This window comes from Geobacter benzoatilyticus (assembly GCF_017338855.1).
GTDB classification, from domain to species: Bacteria; Desulfobacterota; Desulfuromonadia; order Geobacterales; family Geobacteraceae; genus Geobacter; species Geobacter benzoatilyticus.
Genome location: NZ_CP071382.1, coordinates 1,610,222 through 1,626,044, shown reverse-complemented (window position 1 = coordinate 1,626,044; position 15,823 = coordinate 1,610,222). Strand labels below are relative to the sequence as shown.

The window sequence follows — 15,823 nt, the reverse complement described above, 5'->3', positions numbered from 1 at the left end:
TTTTCGGTGTTTTACCCTATTTTTCATTCCCTGGGCCGGGACGCCTTCTCCGCAATCCCTGAAGTGCCGAAGCGACGGCGCAACTCCGCATAGATATCTTCCGGATCTATATCGTAGTAACCGAGCAGCACAAGGGCATGAAAGAAGAGATCCGCGGTCTCGTAGACTATCTCTTCCCGCTTCCCTCCTTTGCCGGCAATGACCACCTCGGTGGCTTCCTCGCCAAGCTTCTTGAGTATCTTGTCGATACCTTTCTGAAGGAGTGATGCCGTGTAGGAAGTATCAGCAGAAGCGCCCTTGCGCTCCTGAATCACCTGGTAGACGGCCTGCAGAATATCGTCGCGTTCTCTCATAACCGGACCGGAACCCCCCTGTGGCGAAGATACTCCTTCGCCTCGCCGATGGTGTACTCCTTGTAGTGGAAGATGGATGCTGCGAGACAGGCGCCGGCCCCCGCCTTGACGAAGCCGTCGTGGAGGTGCTCCAGATTCCCCACTCCGCCGGAGGCGATGACCGGAATGGAAACCGCGTCCACGATGGACCGGGTAAGGGGAATGTCGTAGCCATCCTTGGTCCCGTCCCGGTCCATGCTTGTTAGAAGTATCTCGCCGGCACCGTACCCTTCCATCCTCTGCGCCCATTCCACCGCGTCGATGCCGGTTGGGTTGCGGCCGCCGTGGGTATAAACCTCCCAGCGGTTCTCGCCGGGAACCTGCCGGGCGTCGATGGCCACCACGGTGCACTGGGAACCGAAGCGCTCCGCCGCCTCCCGCACGAACTCGGGGCGGTGGACCGCAGCGGTGTTGATGGAGACCTTGTCGGCCCCGGCGTTCAGCAGATTGCGGATATCGTCCACGGTCCGGACCCCGCCCCCCACAGTTAGGGGCATGAAAACCCGCTCGGCGGTGCGGCGCACCACGTCGATGATGATGCTCCGCTCGTCGGATGAGGCGGTGATGTCGAGAAAGGTGAGCTCGTCGGCCCCCTGGCGGTCGTAGGCCTCCGCGATCTCAACCGGGTCGCCGGCGTCCCGCAGCTCCAGGAACTGGACCCCCTTGACGACCCGCCCCCCCTTCACGTCCAGGCAGGGGATGATCCGTTTGGTCAGCATATCACTGTCCTCCCCGCTTCGTGAGTGCCACCGCCTCGGCCAGGTTGATGGCGCCGGTGTAGACCGCCTTGCCGGTGATTGCCCCGGCGATGCCGCTGGCCTCGATGGCCATGAGGTTCTCGATATCCCTCAGGGACGAAACGCCGCCGGAGGCAATGACCGGGATCGAGATCGCCTCGGCCAGAGCCTTGGTCGCCCCGATGTTGGGCCCCTGCATCATCCCGTCCCGGGCGATGTCAGTGTAAATGATGGCAGCAACGCCGTACCCCTCGAACCGTTTCGCCAGATCAACCGCCGTGACTCCGGTCACCTCGGCCCACCCCTGGACCGCCACCATGCCGTTCTTGGCGTCGATGCCAACTACGATCCGCCCCGGGAAGAGGCGGCAGGCCTCCTCCACCAGCTCAGGGTTCCGCTGGGCCGCGGTGCCGAGAATCACCCGGCCGATGCCAAGCGACAGGTACGCCTCGATGGTTGAGATGTCGCGGATGCCGCCCCCCAGCTGGGTCGGGATGGCGATGGCCTTCACGATGGCCTCGATGGAAGCGCGGTTCTTGGGCTCGCCGGCAAAGGCGCCGTCCAAGTCCACGATATGGAGAAGCTCCGCCCCCTGGCGCTCCCACTCCCGGGCCTGGTCGGCCGGACTGTCGCAGAAGACGGTATCCTTCTCCATGAGCCCCTGCTCGAGGCGGACGCACTTTCCTTCCTTGAGGTCGATGGCAGGTATGACGAGCATTCAAAAAACCTTTCACCACGGAGGCACAGAGACACAGAGAAAATCAGACCGGAGAATCTCTCCGCGCCTCCGTGTCCCTGTGGTGGATTTTATGCTTTTGTTTGAGCGAAATTTTTCAAGATGCTGAGCCCCACCGACTGGGACTTCTCGGGGTGGAACTGGGTAGCGACGATATTGTCCTTCCAGACGGCGGCGCAAAAATCAACGCCGTAACTGCTCGTAGCGGCGACGACACCCTCGTCATCGGGCTTTGCGTAGAACGAGTGAACGAAGTAGACGTTGGCCCCGTCCTCCACTTCGGCGAAGGCCGGCGGACGGCGCTTGATGGAGAGCTGATTCCACCCCATGTGGGGGACCTTGAGTTCCTCGCCCCCTTCGCGCATCCCCTCGGGGAAACGGAGTACATGACCGGGGATGACGTTCAGCCCCTGGTAGAGGCCGAACTCCACGCTGTCGGTGAACAGGAGCTGCATCCCGACGCAGATGCCGAGGAAGGGGCGCCCGTCCCGAATCACCTTCAGGATCGGCTCCACGAACCCGCCCTGCTCCAGATTGCGCATGCAGTCCCGAAATGCCCCGACACCGGGAAGGACGACCTTCTCCGCCTCCAGGGCCACCTTCGGGTCGGCGGTCACCACCGCCTCGAACCCCACCTTTTCGAATCCCTTCTGGACCGAGCGGAGGTTCCCCATGCCGTAGTCGATGATTGCTATTTTTGCCATATCAGAGCTTGCCCTTCGTGGACATGACACCTTCGATCCGGGGGTCCACCTGGGTCGCCAGGTCCATGGCCCGGGCAAAGGCCTTGAAGCAGGCCTCGACCATGTGATGGACGTTGTCGCCGTACATGACATTCACATGGACATTGGCACCCAGGTTGTTGACCACCGCCTGGAAGAACTCCCGCACCAGTTCCACGTCGAACTCGCCGATCTTCACCTTGGGAAGGGCAACATGGTAGACGAGGTAGGGACGCCCCGAGATATCCACCGCCACGCTGGCCAGGGTCTCATCCATGGGGACGGAGGCCTGGCCGTAGCGCCGGATTCCCTTCTTGTCGCCCAGGGCCTCCTTCAGCGCCTGGCCGAGGACGATGCCGATATCCTCCACCGTGTGGTGGAAATCGATATCGATATCCCCCCTGGCATCCACCTGGAGGTTGAAAAATCCGTGGCGGGCGAAGAGGTCGAGCATGTGATCGAGGAACGGCACCGAGGTGCAGATCTTCGTCTCGCCCGTGCCGTCGATCTCCAGGGAGAGCTTGATCTGGGTTTCTTTGGTGACGCGTTCGATGGTAGCTTTCCGGGACATGGAACCCTCCTCGTGGGAATAGAAGTTAGCCAATCTCTTTCAGCGCAGCGAGGGTCTTTTCCATCTCCTCCCGGGTGCCGATGGTGATCCTCATCCCATGGGCCAGGAGCGGGTCGGAGAAGTGGCGGACCAGAATCTTGCGGGCGTAAAGCCCGTCGTAGACCCTCTTGCCGTTGCGGTCCGGCGGGGAGGCGAAGACGAAGTTCCCATAGGAGGGGATCACCCCGTAGCCGAGCGTCCGGATCTCCGCGGAGAACCAGTCGCGGGTCTCGCAGATCTTCCGGGTACATTCGCCGAAATACGCCTGGTCCCGCATGGAGGCCACGCAGGCCGCCTGGGCGATGCGGTCCAGGTTGTAGTGGTCGCGGATCTTGTCCAGGGCCGCGATCACTTCCGGACGGCCGATGGCGAAACCGAGCCGCATCCCGGCCAGAGAGTAGCTCTTGGAGAGGGTCCGGGTCACCACCACGTTCTCGTGCTTTTTCACCAGCTCCAGGGCATTGCCGTCGGCAAAGTCGGCGTAGGCCTCGTCCACCACCAGGACCCCGGCGCAGCGGGTCGCCAGCTCCTCGATGTACGAAAGCGGGAAGGCAAAGCCCAGGGGCGAATTGGGAGTGGTCAGGAAGAAAAGCTTTCCCTCGTAGCGGTCTGGGAAATCAGCGATCCTGAAGTCATCGGTCAGGCCGAAAGTCCGCACGCTGGCGCCCTGGATCTCGGCCAAGGTGGCGTAGTAGGAGTAGGAGGGGTGGATGTAGCCGATCTCCTCCCCTTCGCCGGCAAAGGCCCGGATCAGGTTATTGAGGACCTCGTCGGAGCCGTTGGCCATGATGACCCAGGAGGGGTCGAAGCCGTAGAGCTCTCCCACGGTCTCGCGCAGGGTCTGGCTCGACGCGATCGGGTAGGTGCGCAGGAGCGCGCCGTCACCGTCCAGTTCGGCCAGGATCGCCTTCACAACCTCGGGCGACGGCGGATAGGGGTTCTCGTTGGTGTTCAGCTTGATCCACGACGCCACGTCGGGGGGCTGGTAGCCGGGGACGTAGCCTGCCATGGCGGCGATGTTGGAACGAAAGGGAAGCATAGCAAACCTTTTTATTGTTTTTCCGTCTGATTAAGCCTGATGCTCACCGACTTGCCGTGGGCCTCCAGCCCCTCCAGTTCGGCAATCCGGACGATGTCACGGCCAAGGCGGTTCAGCCCCCCCTCGCTAAAGTAGACGATAGAAGACTTCTTCACGAAATCGTCCACCGACAGGGGGGAGAAGAAGCGGGCCGTCCCTCCGGTGGGAAGGGTATGGTTCGGTCCGGCCAGGTAATCGCCGGCCGCCTCGGGGGTGAAGTGGCCCAGGAAGATGGCACCGGCATTCCTGATCTTCGGCAGGATGTCGAAGGGGTTCGCCACGGCCAGCTCCAGGTGCTCCGGGGCAATGCGGTTCGAAAAGGCGATAACCTCGTCGAGGCTTCCGGCCACGATAACGGCGCCGTAGGTCTCCCACGACTTGCGGGCGATGGTCTCCCGGGAGAGCTCCGCCAGCTGGCGCTCCACCTCCGCCGCCACCCGCTCGCCGAAGCTGCGGTCGGTGGTGATGAGGATGGAAGAGGCCAGTTCGTCATGCTCCGCCTGGGAGAGGAGGTCGGCGGCGATATGGGCCGGGGTTCCGCTCCCGTCGTTGATGACGAGGATTTCCGACGGCCCGGCGATCATATCGATCCCCACCTGGCCGAAAACCAGCTTCTTGGCGGTGGCCACGTAGATGTTCCCCGGGCCGGTGATCTTCTCAACACGCGGCACCGTCGCGGTCCCATAGGCCAGGGCCGCCACCGCCTGGGCGCCGCCGAGCCTGAAAATCTTATCCACGCCGGAAAGCCGAGCCGCCACCAGCACGTGGGGATTGATCTCGCCGCCGGGGGTGGGGGCAACCATGATGATCTCGCCCACTCCCGCAACCCGTGCCGGAACGGCGTTCATGATGACGCTGGACGGATAGCTGGCCTTGCCGCCGGGAACGTAGATTCCGACCCGCTCCAGGGGGGTCACCATCTGCCCCAGGAGGATGTCGGGCTCATTGGTGGAGAGCCAGGTTTCCTGCTTCTGCTTCTCGTGGAAACGGGCCACCCGCTCCACCGCCAGCTTGAGCGCCTCAATCTCCTCGTCCTTCACCTTGGCAAAGGCATACTCGATCTCGTCCTCGGTCACCTGCAGCGCGGCGACGGAATCGGCCTCCAGCCGGTCGAAGCGCCGGGTGTACTCCAGGAGCGCCTCGTCACCCCGCGCCCGCACATCGGCAATAATACCGAGGACCACCTGCTCCACCTCGCGGCCGGTCTCCTCCCCCCGGGCGAGGATGGCGGAGAATTTCTGATCGAAATCACTCTCTCTGATATCCAGAAATTGCACTCAGCCCTCCCCTCAAGCTCTCGCAAGCTGTCGCTCAACCGACTCGAGCCTGGTTTGCAACTGCGAAAACTGCTCCTTGATTTCTTTCAGACGCTTGTCCAGATCTGAACGTTTGACGATCTTACCCTCCAACGAGTCTTCGATCCTTTTCAGCCCATGGACGAGCATGAGGTACTCGTCCTCCAAACGGCCAACCTGCTTGTAAAGGGAATCAAAATGATCGAGCACCTCCAAGAACTTCTCGTCATGCTCAGCCTGTTTTTCCCTGATGGCTGCAAACTCGGGCTGAAGATAGTCCCTATAGAAGTCTATCAGCAATTCCGCAGTAGATTTTTCCATGTTCTCCTCCGAGAAACGACACAATCCGGCTAGACGTGCTTCTCCAGCCCTTCAATTATCTCGGTTATCCGGGGATGCTTGGTTTTCAGGCTCGCCCGGTTAACGATGAGGCGGGTCGTAATTTCGGCAATGGTCTCCACCTCCACAAGGCCGTTCTGACGGAGAGTTTCGCCGGTGGAAACCAGGTCCACGATCCGTTCGGAGAGCCCCACGAGCGGCGCCAGCTCAATGGAGCCGTAGAGCTTCACGATCTCCACCTGCACCCCCTTCTTGGCGAAGTACTTCTCGGTCACGTTGGGATACTTGGTGGCGATCCGGATATTGCTCCAGCTGGAGGGGTCGTCGTCCCGGGCGAGGCCGGCCGGCTCCGCCACCATCATCCGACAGTAGCCGAACTTCAGGTCCAGGGGCTCATAGAGATCCTTCTCCTGCTCCATCAGGGTGTCCTTGCCGACGATGCCGAGATCGGCGCAGCCGTACTCCACGTAGGTGGGGACATCGGTGGCCCGGACGATCATGGAGCGGATTCTGTCCTTCTTGTTTTCGAAGATGAGCTTGCGGGAGTCCCCGAGGAGTTCGTCGAGGTCGATGCCGATTTTCTTGAACAGGGCCACGGATTCTTCGAGAATCCGTCCCTTGGGAATGGCTATGGTGAGGAAATCGCTCATAAAAAAACAGGGACCGGGGACCAGGGACCGGGGACCAAAAACTGCACCCGTCCCGCTGCCGGCTCACTCCTTTACACGTTGAATATCGGCGCCAAGGCCGGCCAGTTTTTTCTCGATGGAATCATACCCCCGGTCCAGGTGATAGATGCGGGAGATCTCGGTGGTGTTGTCGGCAGCGAGCCCGGCAAGGATCAGAGATGCCGATGCCCGAAGATCGGTAGCCATGACCGGGGCGCCGGAAAGCTTTTTAATCCCCTTCACCGTGGCGGTGTTCCCCTCCACCGTAATGTCCGCGCCGAAGCGAAGCAGCTCCGAAACATGCATGAAGCGGTTCTCGAAGATGTTCTCGCTGATGACGCTCGCCCCGTCGGCCACGCACATGAGGGCCATGAACTGTGCCTGCATGTCGGTGGGGAAACCTGGATAGGGCCGGGTCTTGATGTTGACGGCCTTGATGCGCCGGGGCCCCTTCACCCGCACCACGTTGTCGCGGTTGATTATCTCCACGCCGGCGTCCTGAAGCTTGAATACCAGGGCGTCCAGATGCTCAAGCTTCATATTGTGTATCTTTACGTCGCCGCCGGTGATGGCCGCCGCCACCATGAACGTGCCGGCCTCGATCCGGTCGGGCATCACGTCATGGACGACCGGCGCCAGTTCCTTCACCCCGGTGATCCGGATGGTGTCGGTGCCGGCCCCCTCGACTTTCGCCCCCATTTTATTGAGGATATCGGCCAGGTCGATGATCTCCGGCTCCCGGGCGGCGTTCTCCAGAATCGTCTCACCCTTGGCCAGGACGGCCGCCATCATGAGCTGCTCGGTGCCGCCGACAGTGGCAATGTCGAAGTTGACCCGCGCCCCCTTCAGCTTTTTCGCCTTTGCCTCCACGTAGCCGTGCTCCAGCTTGATGTCGGCCCCCAGGGCGGCAAGCCCCTTGAGATGGAGGTTGATGGGGCGCGCGCCGATGGCGCAGCCGCCGGGAAGCGACACACGTGCCCGCCCGTGCCGCGCCAGGAGGGGTCCCAACACGAGTACCGACGCCCGCATGGTCTTGACCAGGTCGTAGGTGGCCTCCACGTTATTCACGCCGGCCGTGTCGATACGGACGATGTTGCCGTTCCCTTCGACCACTGCGCCCAGGGATTCCAGGACCTTTATGGTGGTGTTTATGTCGCGCAGGAAGGGAACATTGCGGATTTCGTTGAGCCCGGGGGCAAGGATGGTGGAAATGAAGATGGGAAGGGCGGCGTTCTTGGAACCGCTGACCGATACGTCACCGGCCAGTTTTTTGCCCCCTTTGATGATCAGTTTGTCCAATGTAGTGCCTCTGTCGGTAATTTAGGGGTAATTCTTGGATCACCCTGTATGTGCCCAATGTCGGGCGATCACAAGGATCGCCCCTACGGTATCCTTCCGCCGACCACCCGGTCGATGCCATTGGGATCCTTTGCCGTAAAACAGTCGCCGAAACCGGCCTTCTCGAACATCCCGAGCACCGCCTCGGCCTGACCGATCCCCAGCTCGACCATGAGCCAGCCGCCTGGGTTCAGGTGCTCCGTAGCGGCCGGGACGATAATCCGATAGAAATCCAGGCCGTCTGCGCCGCCGTCCAGGGCCGCCCGGGGCTCGTACTCCCGCACCTCCGGCTGCAGCGTCTCCAGGTCGGCAGTGGGAATATAGGGGGGGTTGGACACTATCAGGTCGAACCGCTGGTCCGCAAACGGTTCAAAAAGCGACCCCTCAAAGAGGGTCACCGGAACACCGTGGCGTTCCACGTTCTGCTGGGCCAACGCGATAGCCTCGGGTGACTGCTCCACACCCCACACCTGGGAGTTGGGCAGATTTTTTGCCATGGCAACGGCTATACAGCCGCTTCCGACACCGATATCGAGGATGGTGGTGGCGCCGGGCACCCGACGGAGCGCCTCCTCGACAATCACTTCGGTATCATGCCGAGGGATGAGCACCGCAGGGGTCACGGCGAAATCGAGGCCACAGAACTCCTGGGTACCGAGGATGTACTGGAGCGGCTCCCGCTTTGCCCGGCGACCCACAAGCCCCCGGCAAGCGGCCAGCTCTTCCTGGTTCAGGGGTTTGTCAAAGTTGACGTAAAGCCCCACTCGGTCGAGCCCCAGAGCAGCAGACAGAAGCCACTCCGTTTCCAGCCGGGCGTTTTCCACGCCCTTCTCCGCAAGGTATCCCTTCGTCCAATCCAGCACCCGGCGAACAGTCCATGTTTCAGGCTTTTCCGTCATGTGACGCCTCCGCCATGCGCACGGATCAGGCCGCTTCGGCCTGGGCCTTGAGGGCCTCCATCTGGTAGTGGGCACGGAGTGAATCCACCACCTCAGCGATGTCACCCTCCATGAGGGCTTCGAGCCGATACAGGGTGAGGCCAATGCGGTGGTCGGTCATCCGCCCCTGGGGGAAGTTGTAGGTGCGAATCCGCTCGCTCCGGTCGCCACTTCCCACCTGCTGCTTGCGATCGGCGGCGATGCGGGCGTTCTGCTCCTGATGAAGTCCGTCCAGAATCCTGGACTTGAGGACCTTCATGGCCTTGGACCGGTTCTTTATCTGGCTCCGCTCATCCTGACACTCCACCACGATGCCGGTGGGAAGGTGGGTAATCCTGACCGCCGACTCTGTCTTGTTGACGTGCTGGCCGCCGGCGCCGGAAGCCCGGTAGACGTCGATCTTGAGATCCACCGGATTGATGTCCACCTCGATATCTTCAGCTTCGGGGAGAACCGCCACGGTGCAGGCACTGGTGTGTATCCGCCCCTGGGCCTCGGTCTCCGGTACCCGCTGGACCCGGTGGGTGCCCGACTCGTACTTGAGCTTGGCAAATACCCCCTGCCCTTCGATGAGGGCCACTAGCTCCTTGAAGCCGCCACGCTCCGATTCGGACGCGGACATCACCTCCACCTTCCAGCGGTTGCGCTCGGCAAAGCGGGAATACATCCGGAAGAGATCACCGGCAAAGAGGGCCGACTCGTCACCACCGGTTCCGGCGCGGATCTCAAGAATAACGTTGCGGTCGTCATTGGGGTCTTTGGGAAGCAGGAGCAGCTTGATCTCGCCCTCCAGCTCTTCCTTCCGCCGTTCCAGATCTTCCAGCTCCGCCTGGGCCATCTCCTTCATCTCGGGATCGGCCAGAAGCTCCCTGTTCCCTTCGATTTCAGACAACACCTTTTTATAGCTGCGGTAGGCCGTCACAAGGCCGGACAGGTCGCTATGCTCCCGTGACAGCTTGCGGAACTCAGGCTGGTTTGAAATCACCGCAGGATCGGACAGCAGCGACTCCAGTTCCTGGTAGCGAATTTCCAGTTCTTCTATCTTGTCAAACATCTACATAATCCTCAAAAACTAAAATCAAGACCGGCGGGGCATCACACCACCAGCTGGTCGTCCTTGTAGCCGCCGTTCTCCTCAAGGGCTTCCTGCACGGAACGTATCGCAACCTCCACCTGACTGTCGTCCGGCTCACGGGTAGTGAGGCGCTGGAGCGCCAGACCGGGGGCTATGATCATCCTTACCAGCGGATGCCGGTCGTTTTTGGCACTCCACTTCAGAAACTCGTAAGAAACCCCGGCGATTACCGGCAGGAGCACCACCCGGGCCCCCGCCTTCATCCAGAAGGGCCAGAGCTTGGGAATGAGCGAAAAGATGACGATACTCACAAGCATGACGATAAGGAGAAAGCTCGTGCCGCACCGGGGATGGAGGCGGCTGTACTTCTGAACCGCGGCCGCCGTCAGCTCTTCCCCCGCCTCGAAGGCGAAAATGGTCTTGTGTTCGGCGCCGTGATACTGAAAAACCCTCTGAATATCGCTCATGCGGGAAATGGAGACGATGTAGAGGAGAAAAACCGCCACGCGTATGATGCCGTCCACCAGGTTGAAGACGATGTTGGACTGGCCGATTACCGGGACCAGGAGCTTGGTGAGGTAGAGGGGAAGAATGAAAAAGAGGAGGATGCCGAAGCCGAGGGCGACAGCCATGGTCCCCCCCATGGCCCAGGAGGAAAGCTCCTCCTTCTCTTCCTCTTCCGCCAGAGCTTCGTTGGCGGAAAAATTGAGTGCCTTGAGCCCCATGATGAGGGAAGTGAACAGGGCAACCGCCCCACGCAGTATCGGCAGCTTGACGATGGGGAAACGCTCTGAGAGCGGTGGGACCTCTTCACGCTTGACCGATATCTCCCCCGAGGGACGCCGAACCGCAATGGCCATGGCCCGGGGGGCACGCATCATGACCCCTTCAAGGACAGCCTGGCCGCCGACGTTGATCCGCTCGGCGACAAGGAGCACCTGCAGCAATATCGACCGAAACCGTTTCATCATGCCGGCATCTCCTTGAATCTCTTCCGGACCTCGACGATTTTACCGCAGGTCATGGTCCCTTCCGGACAGGGGCCGGCAACGCAACCGGGACCGGCATCGCGGAAAATAATGGGGGCAATTCCCTTCGCAAGACGCAGCATCTCCACTGCCATGGCCCGGATTTCCCACTGGGCCCGCTCGCAGCAGCGCAGGCCGAAAAAGTGGAGGAGTTCGCGGGCATTCATGGTCATGATGACCTTTGTCTCCGCGGCATTGGGGAGGATATAGCGGGCGTCCTCCGCCGGGATCCCGGCCTCCACAAGGGCGGCATAGGTCTCATGGAGCGCCGCGAGCTGTTCCTCAAAGCGGGCAGCGAGTTCAGGCCGCTCCGCAATGGTAGGCGGAGTGACGGCGGAGAACCGTGTCGTATGGGTCACGTAGCGCTGGGACTGCTGGGAGTATGATGCAATCCGGTGACGGACGAGCTGGTGGCTTGTGGCCCGGGAAATCCCCTCGATGCCGAAGGTGAAGGAGGCATGCTCCAGCACCGACTGATGCCCCAGCGACATGATCTTGTCGAGAAACGCTGAAACATCGGAGCGCGACAGCCGCTCCTTCAGTTCATCGATACCGATGGGTGAGTAGCAGAGCCGTGCGGCAAGGGCCACGGCCAATTCGGGATCAGGGGTGTGCTGTAACAGGGTAACCTTCATGAAGTCCCTTCACGAGGCGAATGATACAATGTCTTAAGAAACAGATAAGGGGATTTCGCCATGGACAAAATCCCCTTCCACTCAAATCCACAAGGCCGGGGGCCTGTTACTGCATGCCGTACTTCTTGCGGAAGCGCTCGACGCGGCCGGCAGTGTCCACAAGCTTCTGCTTGCCGGTGAAGAACGGATGGCAGGCGGAGCAGATTTCGGTGGAGATGTCGTTTCTTGTTGAACGGGTCTGGAAGCTGTTGCCGCAGGCACACTTCACCGTTACTTCGTTGTACTTGGGATGAATCCCTTCTTTCATATCGTCCTCCTTGGGGGTTAGTCGCCCCGCATCCTGTTATCTGTCGGAAAGTTAAAACGTTAACAAACGGTACTTTTTTTTTCAAGACTTTTTTCTACCTACCCTGCAATGGGCAGGAAAGGCAGGGCAAGCGGCACCCTACTTGCTCATGGAATCCAGGAACTCCTGGTTGCTCTTGGTCTCGGAAAGTTTTTCCAGAAGGAACTCCATGCTGTCCACCACATTCATGGGGTGAAGGACCTTGCGCAGAATCCAGGTGCGGTTAAGGGAGCCCTTTTCCACCAGGAGCTCTTCCTTGCGGGTCCCCGACTTATTGATGTCGATGGCCGGGAAAGTCCGCTTCTCCACCAGCTTGCGGTCCAGGTGGACTTCCATGTTGCCGGTCCCCTTGAACTCCTCGAAGATGACCTCGTCCATCTTGCTCCCGGTATCCACCAGGGCCGAGGCGATAATGGTGAGGGAGCCCCCCTCCTCGATGTTGCGGGCGGCCCCGAAAAACCGCTTCGGCTTCTGGAGGGCGTTGGCGTCCACACCACCGGTGAGTATCTTGCCGGACGGCGGAAGCACGGTGTTGTACGCCCGGGCAAGGCGGGTGATGGAGTCCAGCAGGATAACCACGTCACGCTTGTGCTCCACGAGGCGCTTCGCCTTCTCGATGACCATCTCGGCCACCTGCACGTGGCGGGTTGCGGGCTCGTCGAAGGTGGAGGAAACCACCTCGCCGCGAACCGAGCGCTGCATGTCGGTAACCTCCTCGGGACGCTCGTCGATGAGGAGGACGATCAGGTACACCTCGGGATGGTTTTCGGCGATGGAGTTGGCGATGTTCTGGATGAGCATCGTCTTGCCGGTGCGCGGCGGCGCCACGATGAGACCCCGCTGCCCCTTACCGATGGGAGAAACAAGCTCCAGAACCCGCATCGACATATTGTCCGGCGCGGTCTCCAGCTTCAGCTTCTCGTCGGGATAGAGGGGAGTGAGGTTGTCGAAGAGGATCTTGTCACGGGCCACCTCGGGGGGCTCGAAGTTGACCGTCTCCACTTTGAGGAGGGCGAAATAGCGCTCCCCTTCTTTTGGCGGACGGATCTGGCCGGAAACGGTGTCGCCCGTATGGAGGTTGAAGCGCCGGATCTGGGAGGGGGAGACATATATGTCGTCCGGCCCCGGCAGATAGTTGTAGTCTGGCGCCCGGAGAAAACCGAACCCGTCGGGAAGACACTCCAGGACCCCCTCGCCGAAGATCATGCCGTTCTTCTCGGTCTGGGCGTTGAGGATGGCAAAAATCAGGTCCTGCTTGCGCAGGCTCGAAGCCCCCTCGATGTTTAGGCCCTTGGCGATTGCCGCAAGCTCGTTGATTTTCTTGCCTTTAAGCTCCTGAAGGTTCATCGGTTCTCCTGTGGACGCGCGCAACGGAACCGTTGCTGGTGATGCCTGGTGATTAGCGAATTTCGCCTGGGTGACTGAATATGAAGAAAACGGGGAGGCGCACCTATTTGGATACGTGGATATGGTTTATATAAGGGCTCTTGCGTGATTTTGTCGTTATTATGATTAAATCGTGTTCAGCGCGTTGATTTTAACGTTGGGCTGGGTGCCTGCTCATTTTGTGTACAGAGGATTTAAATTTGCCGGGGAATTTTCCGTTGGGATCTGTGCGAGGTCGTATGTATCCATAACTAAACCGATTCACCCACCTTTGTCAACAGGATTTATTCAAGGAAAGTTCGCGGCTGAAAAATCGCTCCAGTATTCGGTCCATGACCGCAACCTTTGTTAAATGCTCGGGCCACTTGGCTCTTGACGCGCCCTCTTCAAGAACTTATAGTCCAGGGCGACGCGATTCATCTGATTCAGCCAATCAGGCGACGTGGAGCGCAGTCATCCAGATGCGCTTCCGGAGGCCAGCGTATGGGAGCATTATCGGCAGGGCTCGACAATCCTGCCAGCCTCGTCATAGCCGGCGCCTTGCTTATGGGGGCGTCAGGCATTCCGGGCCTGTTCATGCCCAAAAGAACAGACTGGTGGCAGAAATGCGCCTCTCTCACCGTCGTTCTCGGAGCCCTCACAGGACTGGCCGGCGCCCTGGCATCCCTTCTCACCGAAAAAACCGCCAGTTACACATTTGTAAGCCATCTCCCCTTCGGCCCACTTGAAGCCGGCATCGACCCCCTCTCCGCACTTTTCCTCATCCCGGTATTCATCGTATCCGCCTGCTGCGCCGTGTACAGCATCGGATACTGGCCTGCACTCCAGTTTCCCCGAACGACACCGCAGCTCACTTTTTTCTTCGGGATTCTCGCCGCCTCCCTGGCATGCATCCCCCTGGCCCGCAACGGTGTCCTTTTCCTTATTTTCTGGGAGATCATGGCCCTGTCAGCCTACTTCGCCCTTGCCACCGACGACCTTGAACAGGAGGTCCGCGACGCCGCCCTGGTCTACCTTGTCGCAACCCATGCCGGCACCCTCACCCTCTTCGCCTGCTTCTCGTTATTGAAGGTAGCTGCCGGTTCCTTCGCTTTCCCTGCAGCAGCGGCCCTGGACGGCACGGGCACCATCGGGACGGCTGTTTTCGTGACCGCCCTCCTGGGTTTTGGCCTTAAGGCCGGGGTGATACCGCTCCACGTCTGGCTTCCGGGAGCGCACGCCAGCGCGCCGAGCCACGTGTCGGCACTCATGTCGGGTGTTCTCATCAAAATGGGGATTTACGGGATGGTCCGCATTTTCTCCTTCTTCGGGGTAGTACCGGCGTGGTGGGGGATGGTTCTCCTGGCAGCAGGAATCGTCTCGGGACTCCTGGGTGTCGCCTTCGCCGTGGGGCAGCACGACCTGAAGCGCCTCCTGGCCTATCACAGCATCGAAAACATCGGCATTATTGTCATGGGCCTCGGCGTGGCACTCATCGGCAGGGCAACGGACCTGCCGGCGCTGGTCGTTCTCGGACTTGGAGGGGCGCTCCTCCATGTACTGAACCACGCACTGTTCAAATCTCTCCTCTTCCTCGGCGCCGGCGCGGTCATCCATGAAGCCGGGACCAGAGAGATCGACCGACTGGGGGGACTTGCGCGCCGGATGCCCTGGACAGCAGCCCTCTTTCTCACCGGCGCTGTGGCCATCTGCGGACTCCCGCCCCTGAACGGCTTCGTAAGCGAACTCCTCGTCTATCTCGGATTATTCTCGGGGCTAGTGCAGGGGAAAGGGGCTGCCGTCCCCCTTATGGGACTGGCGGCCCCGGCACTTGCCATGGTGGGGGGGATGGCGGTCCTCTGCTTCGTGAAGGTCTTCGGCACGGTCTTTCTTGGGATGCCCCGGTCTGAGGAAGCCGCTGGGTGCCACGAACCGGATTGGACCATGCGGGGCCCCATGGTGCTCCTGGCCATGCTCTGCGCAGTCATAGGGCTGCTCCCCTTGGTGCTCCCCCGCCTGCTGGAACCGGCCATCTTCGCCTGGAGCCCGCAACTCCCCTTCACCGGAGTTCGCCTGGCGGATGCAGCCCCTCTCGGCTGGATCACGCTGCTGGGGCTGATTCTCCTGCTGACGTTTATCGGGGCCGGAGCATGGCTCTGGAAACGGGTAACATCCGGGCCACAAGGCGCGGCCGGCACGTGGGACTGCGGCTATGCCCGCCCCGTTGCCCGGATCCAGTACACCGCATCCTCCTTTGCCGAGATGTTCGTGAAGCTTTTCGCTGCCGTGCTCCGTCCACGGTTTCATCCGCCGCAGGTTCAAGGCCTCTTCCCCGGAAAGAACTCCTTTTCGAGCCATGTTCCCGAAGCGGTGCTGGAACTGCTCATTGCACCGCTGCTGGCCGCAACGGACCGGCGTCTCTCCCTGGCCCGAAAGCTCCAGAACGGCCGGCTGCATTTCTACATTCTTTACATCTTCGTGACGCTGGCACTGCTGCTGGCGTGGGCCTACTAGGGGCGGC

Annotated in this window: 17 protein-coding genes; 1 reads left to right on the top strand and 16 read right to left on the bottom strand. The window is 60.8% G+C overall.

All coding sequences use genetic code 11. The features are described 5' to 3' along the window. Positions 1 to 23 precede the first annotated feature (23 nt). The 16 genes from JZM60_RS07620 to rho all read right to left on the bottom strand — a co-directional run bounded on the left by JZM60_RS07620 (position 24) and on the right by rho (position 13,284). On the bottom strand, positions 24 to 353 hold the full coding sequence (locus JZM60_RS07620; protein ID WP_207165067.1) for a phosphoribosyl-ATP diphosphatase: 330 nt from the start codon (positions 351 to 353) through the stop codon (positions 24 to 26). Further along, on the bottom strand, positions 350 to 1,111 hold the full coding sequence (hisF, locus tag JZM60_RS07615; protein WP_207165065.1) for an imidazole glycerol phosphate synthase subunit HisF: 762 nt from the start codon (positions 1,109 to 1,111) through the stop codon (positions 350 to 352). Before hisF ends, JZM60_RS07620 begins: the two co-directional genes overlap by 4 nt. A 1-nt stretch (position 1,112) precedes the next feature. After that, positions 1,113 to 1,847 carry a 1-(5-phosphoribosyl)-5-[(5-phosphoribosylamino)methylideneamino]imidazole-4-carboxamide isomerase gene (gene hisA, locus JZM60_RS07610; RefSeq protein ID WP_207165063.1) on the bottom strand — a complete coding sequence of 245 codons (735 nt, stop codon included), beginning with the start codon at positions 1,845 to 1,847 and terminating at the stop codon, positions 1,113 to 1,115. An 89-nt stretch (positions 1,848 to 1,936) separates the two neighbouring features. Beyond that, positions 1,937 to 2,569: an imidazole glycerol phosphate synthase subunit HisH gene (hisH, locus tag JZM60_RS07605; protein ID WP_207165061.1), complete on the bottom strand. Its 633-nt coding sequence runs from the start codon at positions 2,567 to 2,569 to the stop codon at positions 1,937 to 1,939. Position 2,570: 1 nt separating this feature from the next. Next, positions 2,571 to 3,158 (bottom strand): imidazoleglycerol-phosphate dehydratase HisB, encoded by a 588-nt coding sequence (hisB, locus tag JZM60_RS07600; protein ID WP_207165059.1) that lies wholly within the window; start codon positions 3,156 to 3,158, stop codon positions 2,571 to 2,573. Between the two features lie 25 nt (positions 3,159 to 3,183). Continuing rightward, positions 3,184 to 4,236, bottom strand: a complete 1,053-nt coding sequence (gene hisC / locus JZM60_RS07595) for a histidinol-phosphate transaminase (RefSeq protein WP_207165057.1) — start codon at positions 4,234 to 4,236, stop codon at positions 3,184 to 3,186. An 11-nt stretch (positions 4,237 to 4,247) separates the two neighbouring features. Continuing rightward, a complete protein-coding gene (gene hisD, locus JZM60_RS07590; protein ID WP_207165055.1) occupies positions 4,248 to 5,552 on the bottom strand; it encodes a histidinol dehydrogenase in 1,305 nt (434 codons plus the stop codon). Positions 5,553 to 5,564: 12 nt separating this feature from the next. Beyond that, positions 5,565 to 5,891: a hypothetical protein gene (locus JZM60_RS07585; protein WP_207165053.1), complete on the bottom strand. Its 327-nt coding sequence runs from the start codon at positions 5,889 to 5,891 to the stop codon at positions 5,565 to 5,567. 29 nt (positions 5,892 to 5,920) lie between these two features. After that, on the bottom strand, positions 5,921 to 6,559 hold the full coding sequence (hisG, locus tag JZM60_RS07580; RefSeq protein ID WP_207165051.1) for an ATP phosphoribosyltransferase: 639 nt from the start codon (positions 6,557 to 6,559) through the stop codon (positions 5,921 to 5,923). Positions 6,560 to 6,622: 63 nt separating this feature from the next. Beyond that, complete coding sequence (gene murA / locus JZM60_RS07575; protein WP_207165049.1) at positions 6,623 to 7,876, bottom strand: UDP-N-acetylglucosamine 1-carboxyvinyltransferase; 1,254 nt, start codon at positions 7,874 to 7,876, stop codon at positions 6,623 to 6,625. Between the two features lie 83 nt (positions 7,877 to 7,959). Continuing rightward, the gene (gene prmC, locus JZM60_RS07570; protein ID WP_207165047.1) at positions 7,960 to 8,814 is read right to left on the bottom strand and encodes a peptide chain release factor N(5)-glutamine methyltransferase; all 855 of its coding nucleotides are present in this window, start codon (positions 8,812 to 8,814) and stop codon (positions 7,960 to 7,962) included. 25 nt (positions 8,815 to 8,839) lie between these two features. Beyond that, positions 8,840 to 9,907: a peptide chain release factor 1 gene (gene prfA, locus JZM60_RS07565; RefSeq protein ID WP_207165045.1), complete on the bottom strand. Its 1,068-nt coding sequence runs from the start codon at positions 9,905 to 9,907 to the stop codon at positions 8,840 to 8,842. Between the two features lie 41 nt (positions 9,908 to 9,948). Next, positions 9,949 to 10,899: a DUF1385 domain-containing protein gene (locus JZM60_RS07560; RefSeq protein WP_207165044.1), complete on the bottom strand. Its 951-nt coding sequence runs from the start codon at positions 10,897 to 10,899 to the stop codon at positions 9,949 to 9,951. Then, a complete protein-coding gene (thyX, locus tag JZM60_RS07555) occupies positions 10,896 to 11,591 on the bottom strand; it encodes an FAD-dependent thymidylate synthase (protein ID WP_207165042.1) in 696 nt (231 codons plus the stop codon). Before thyX ends, JZM60_RS07560 begins: the two co-directional genes overlap by 4 nt. Positions 11,592 to 11,697: 106 nt before the next feature. After that, positions 11,698 to 11,898 carry a 50S ribosomal protein L31 gene (rpmE, locus tag JZM60_RS07550; RefSeq protein ID WP_207165040.1) on the bottom strand — a complete coding sequence of 67 codons (201 nt, stop codon included), beginning with the start codon at positions 11,896 to 11,898 and terminating at the stop codon, positions 11,698 to 11,700. 138 nt (positions 11,899 to 12,036) lie between these two features. Then, a complete protein-coding gene (gene rho, locus JZM60_RS07545) occupies positions 12,037 to 13,284 on the bottom strand; it encodes a transcription termination factor Rho (protein WP_207165038.1) in 1,248 nt (415 codons plus the stop codon). Between the two features lie 522 nt (positions 13,285 to 13,806). On the opposite strand from rho, the gene JZM60_RS07540 reads away from it, so the two are divergent. After that, on the top strand, positions 13,807 to 15,816 hold the full coding sequence (locus JZM60_RS07540; protein ID WP_207165036.1) for a proton-conducting transporter transmembrane domain-containing protein: 2,010 nt from the start codon (positions 13,807 to 13,809) through the stop codon (positions 15,814 to 15,816). Positions 15,817 to 15,823 lie beyond the last annotated feature (7 nt).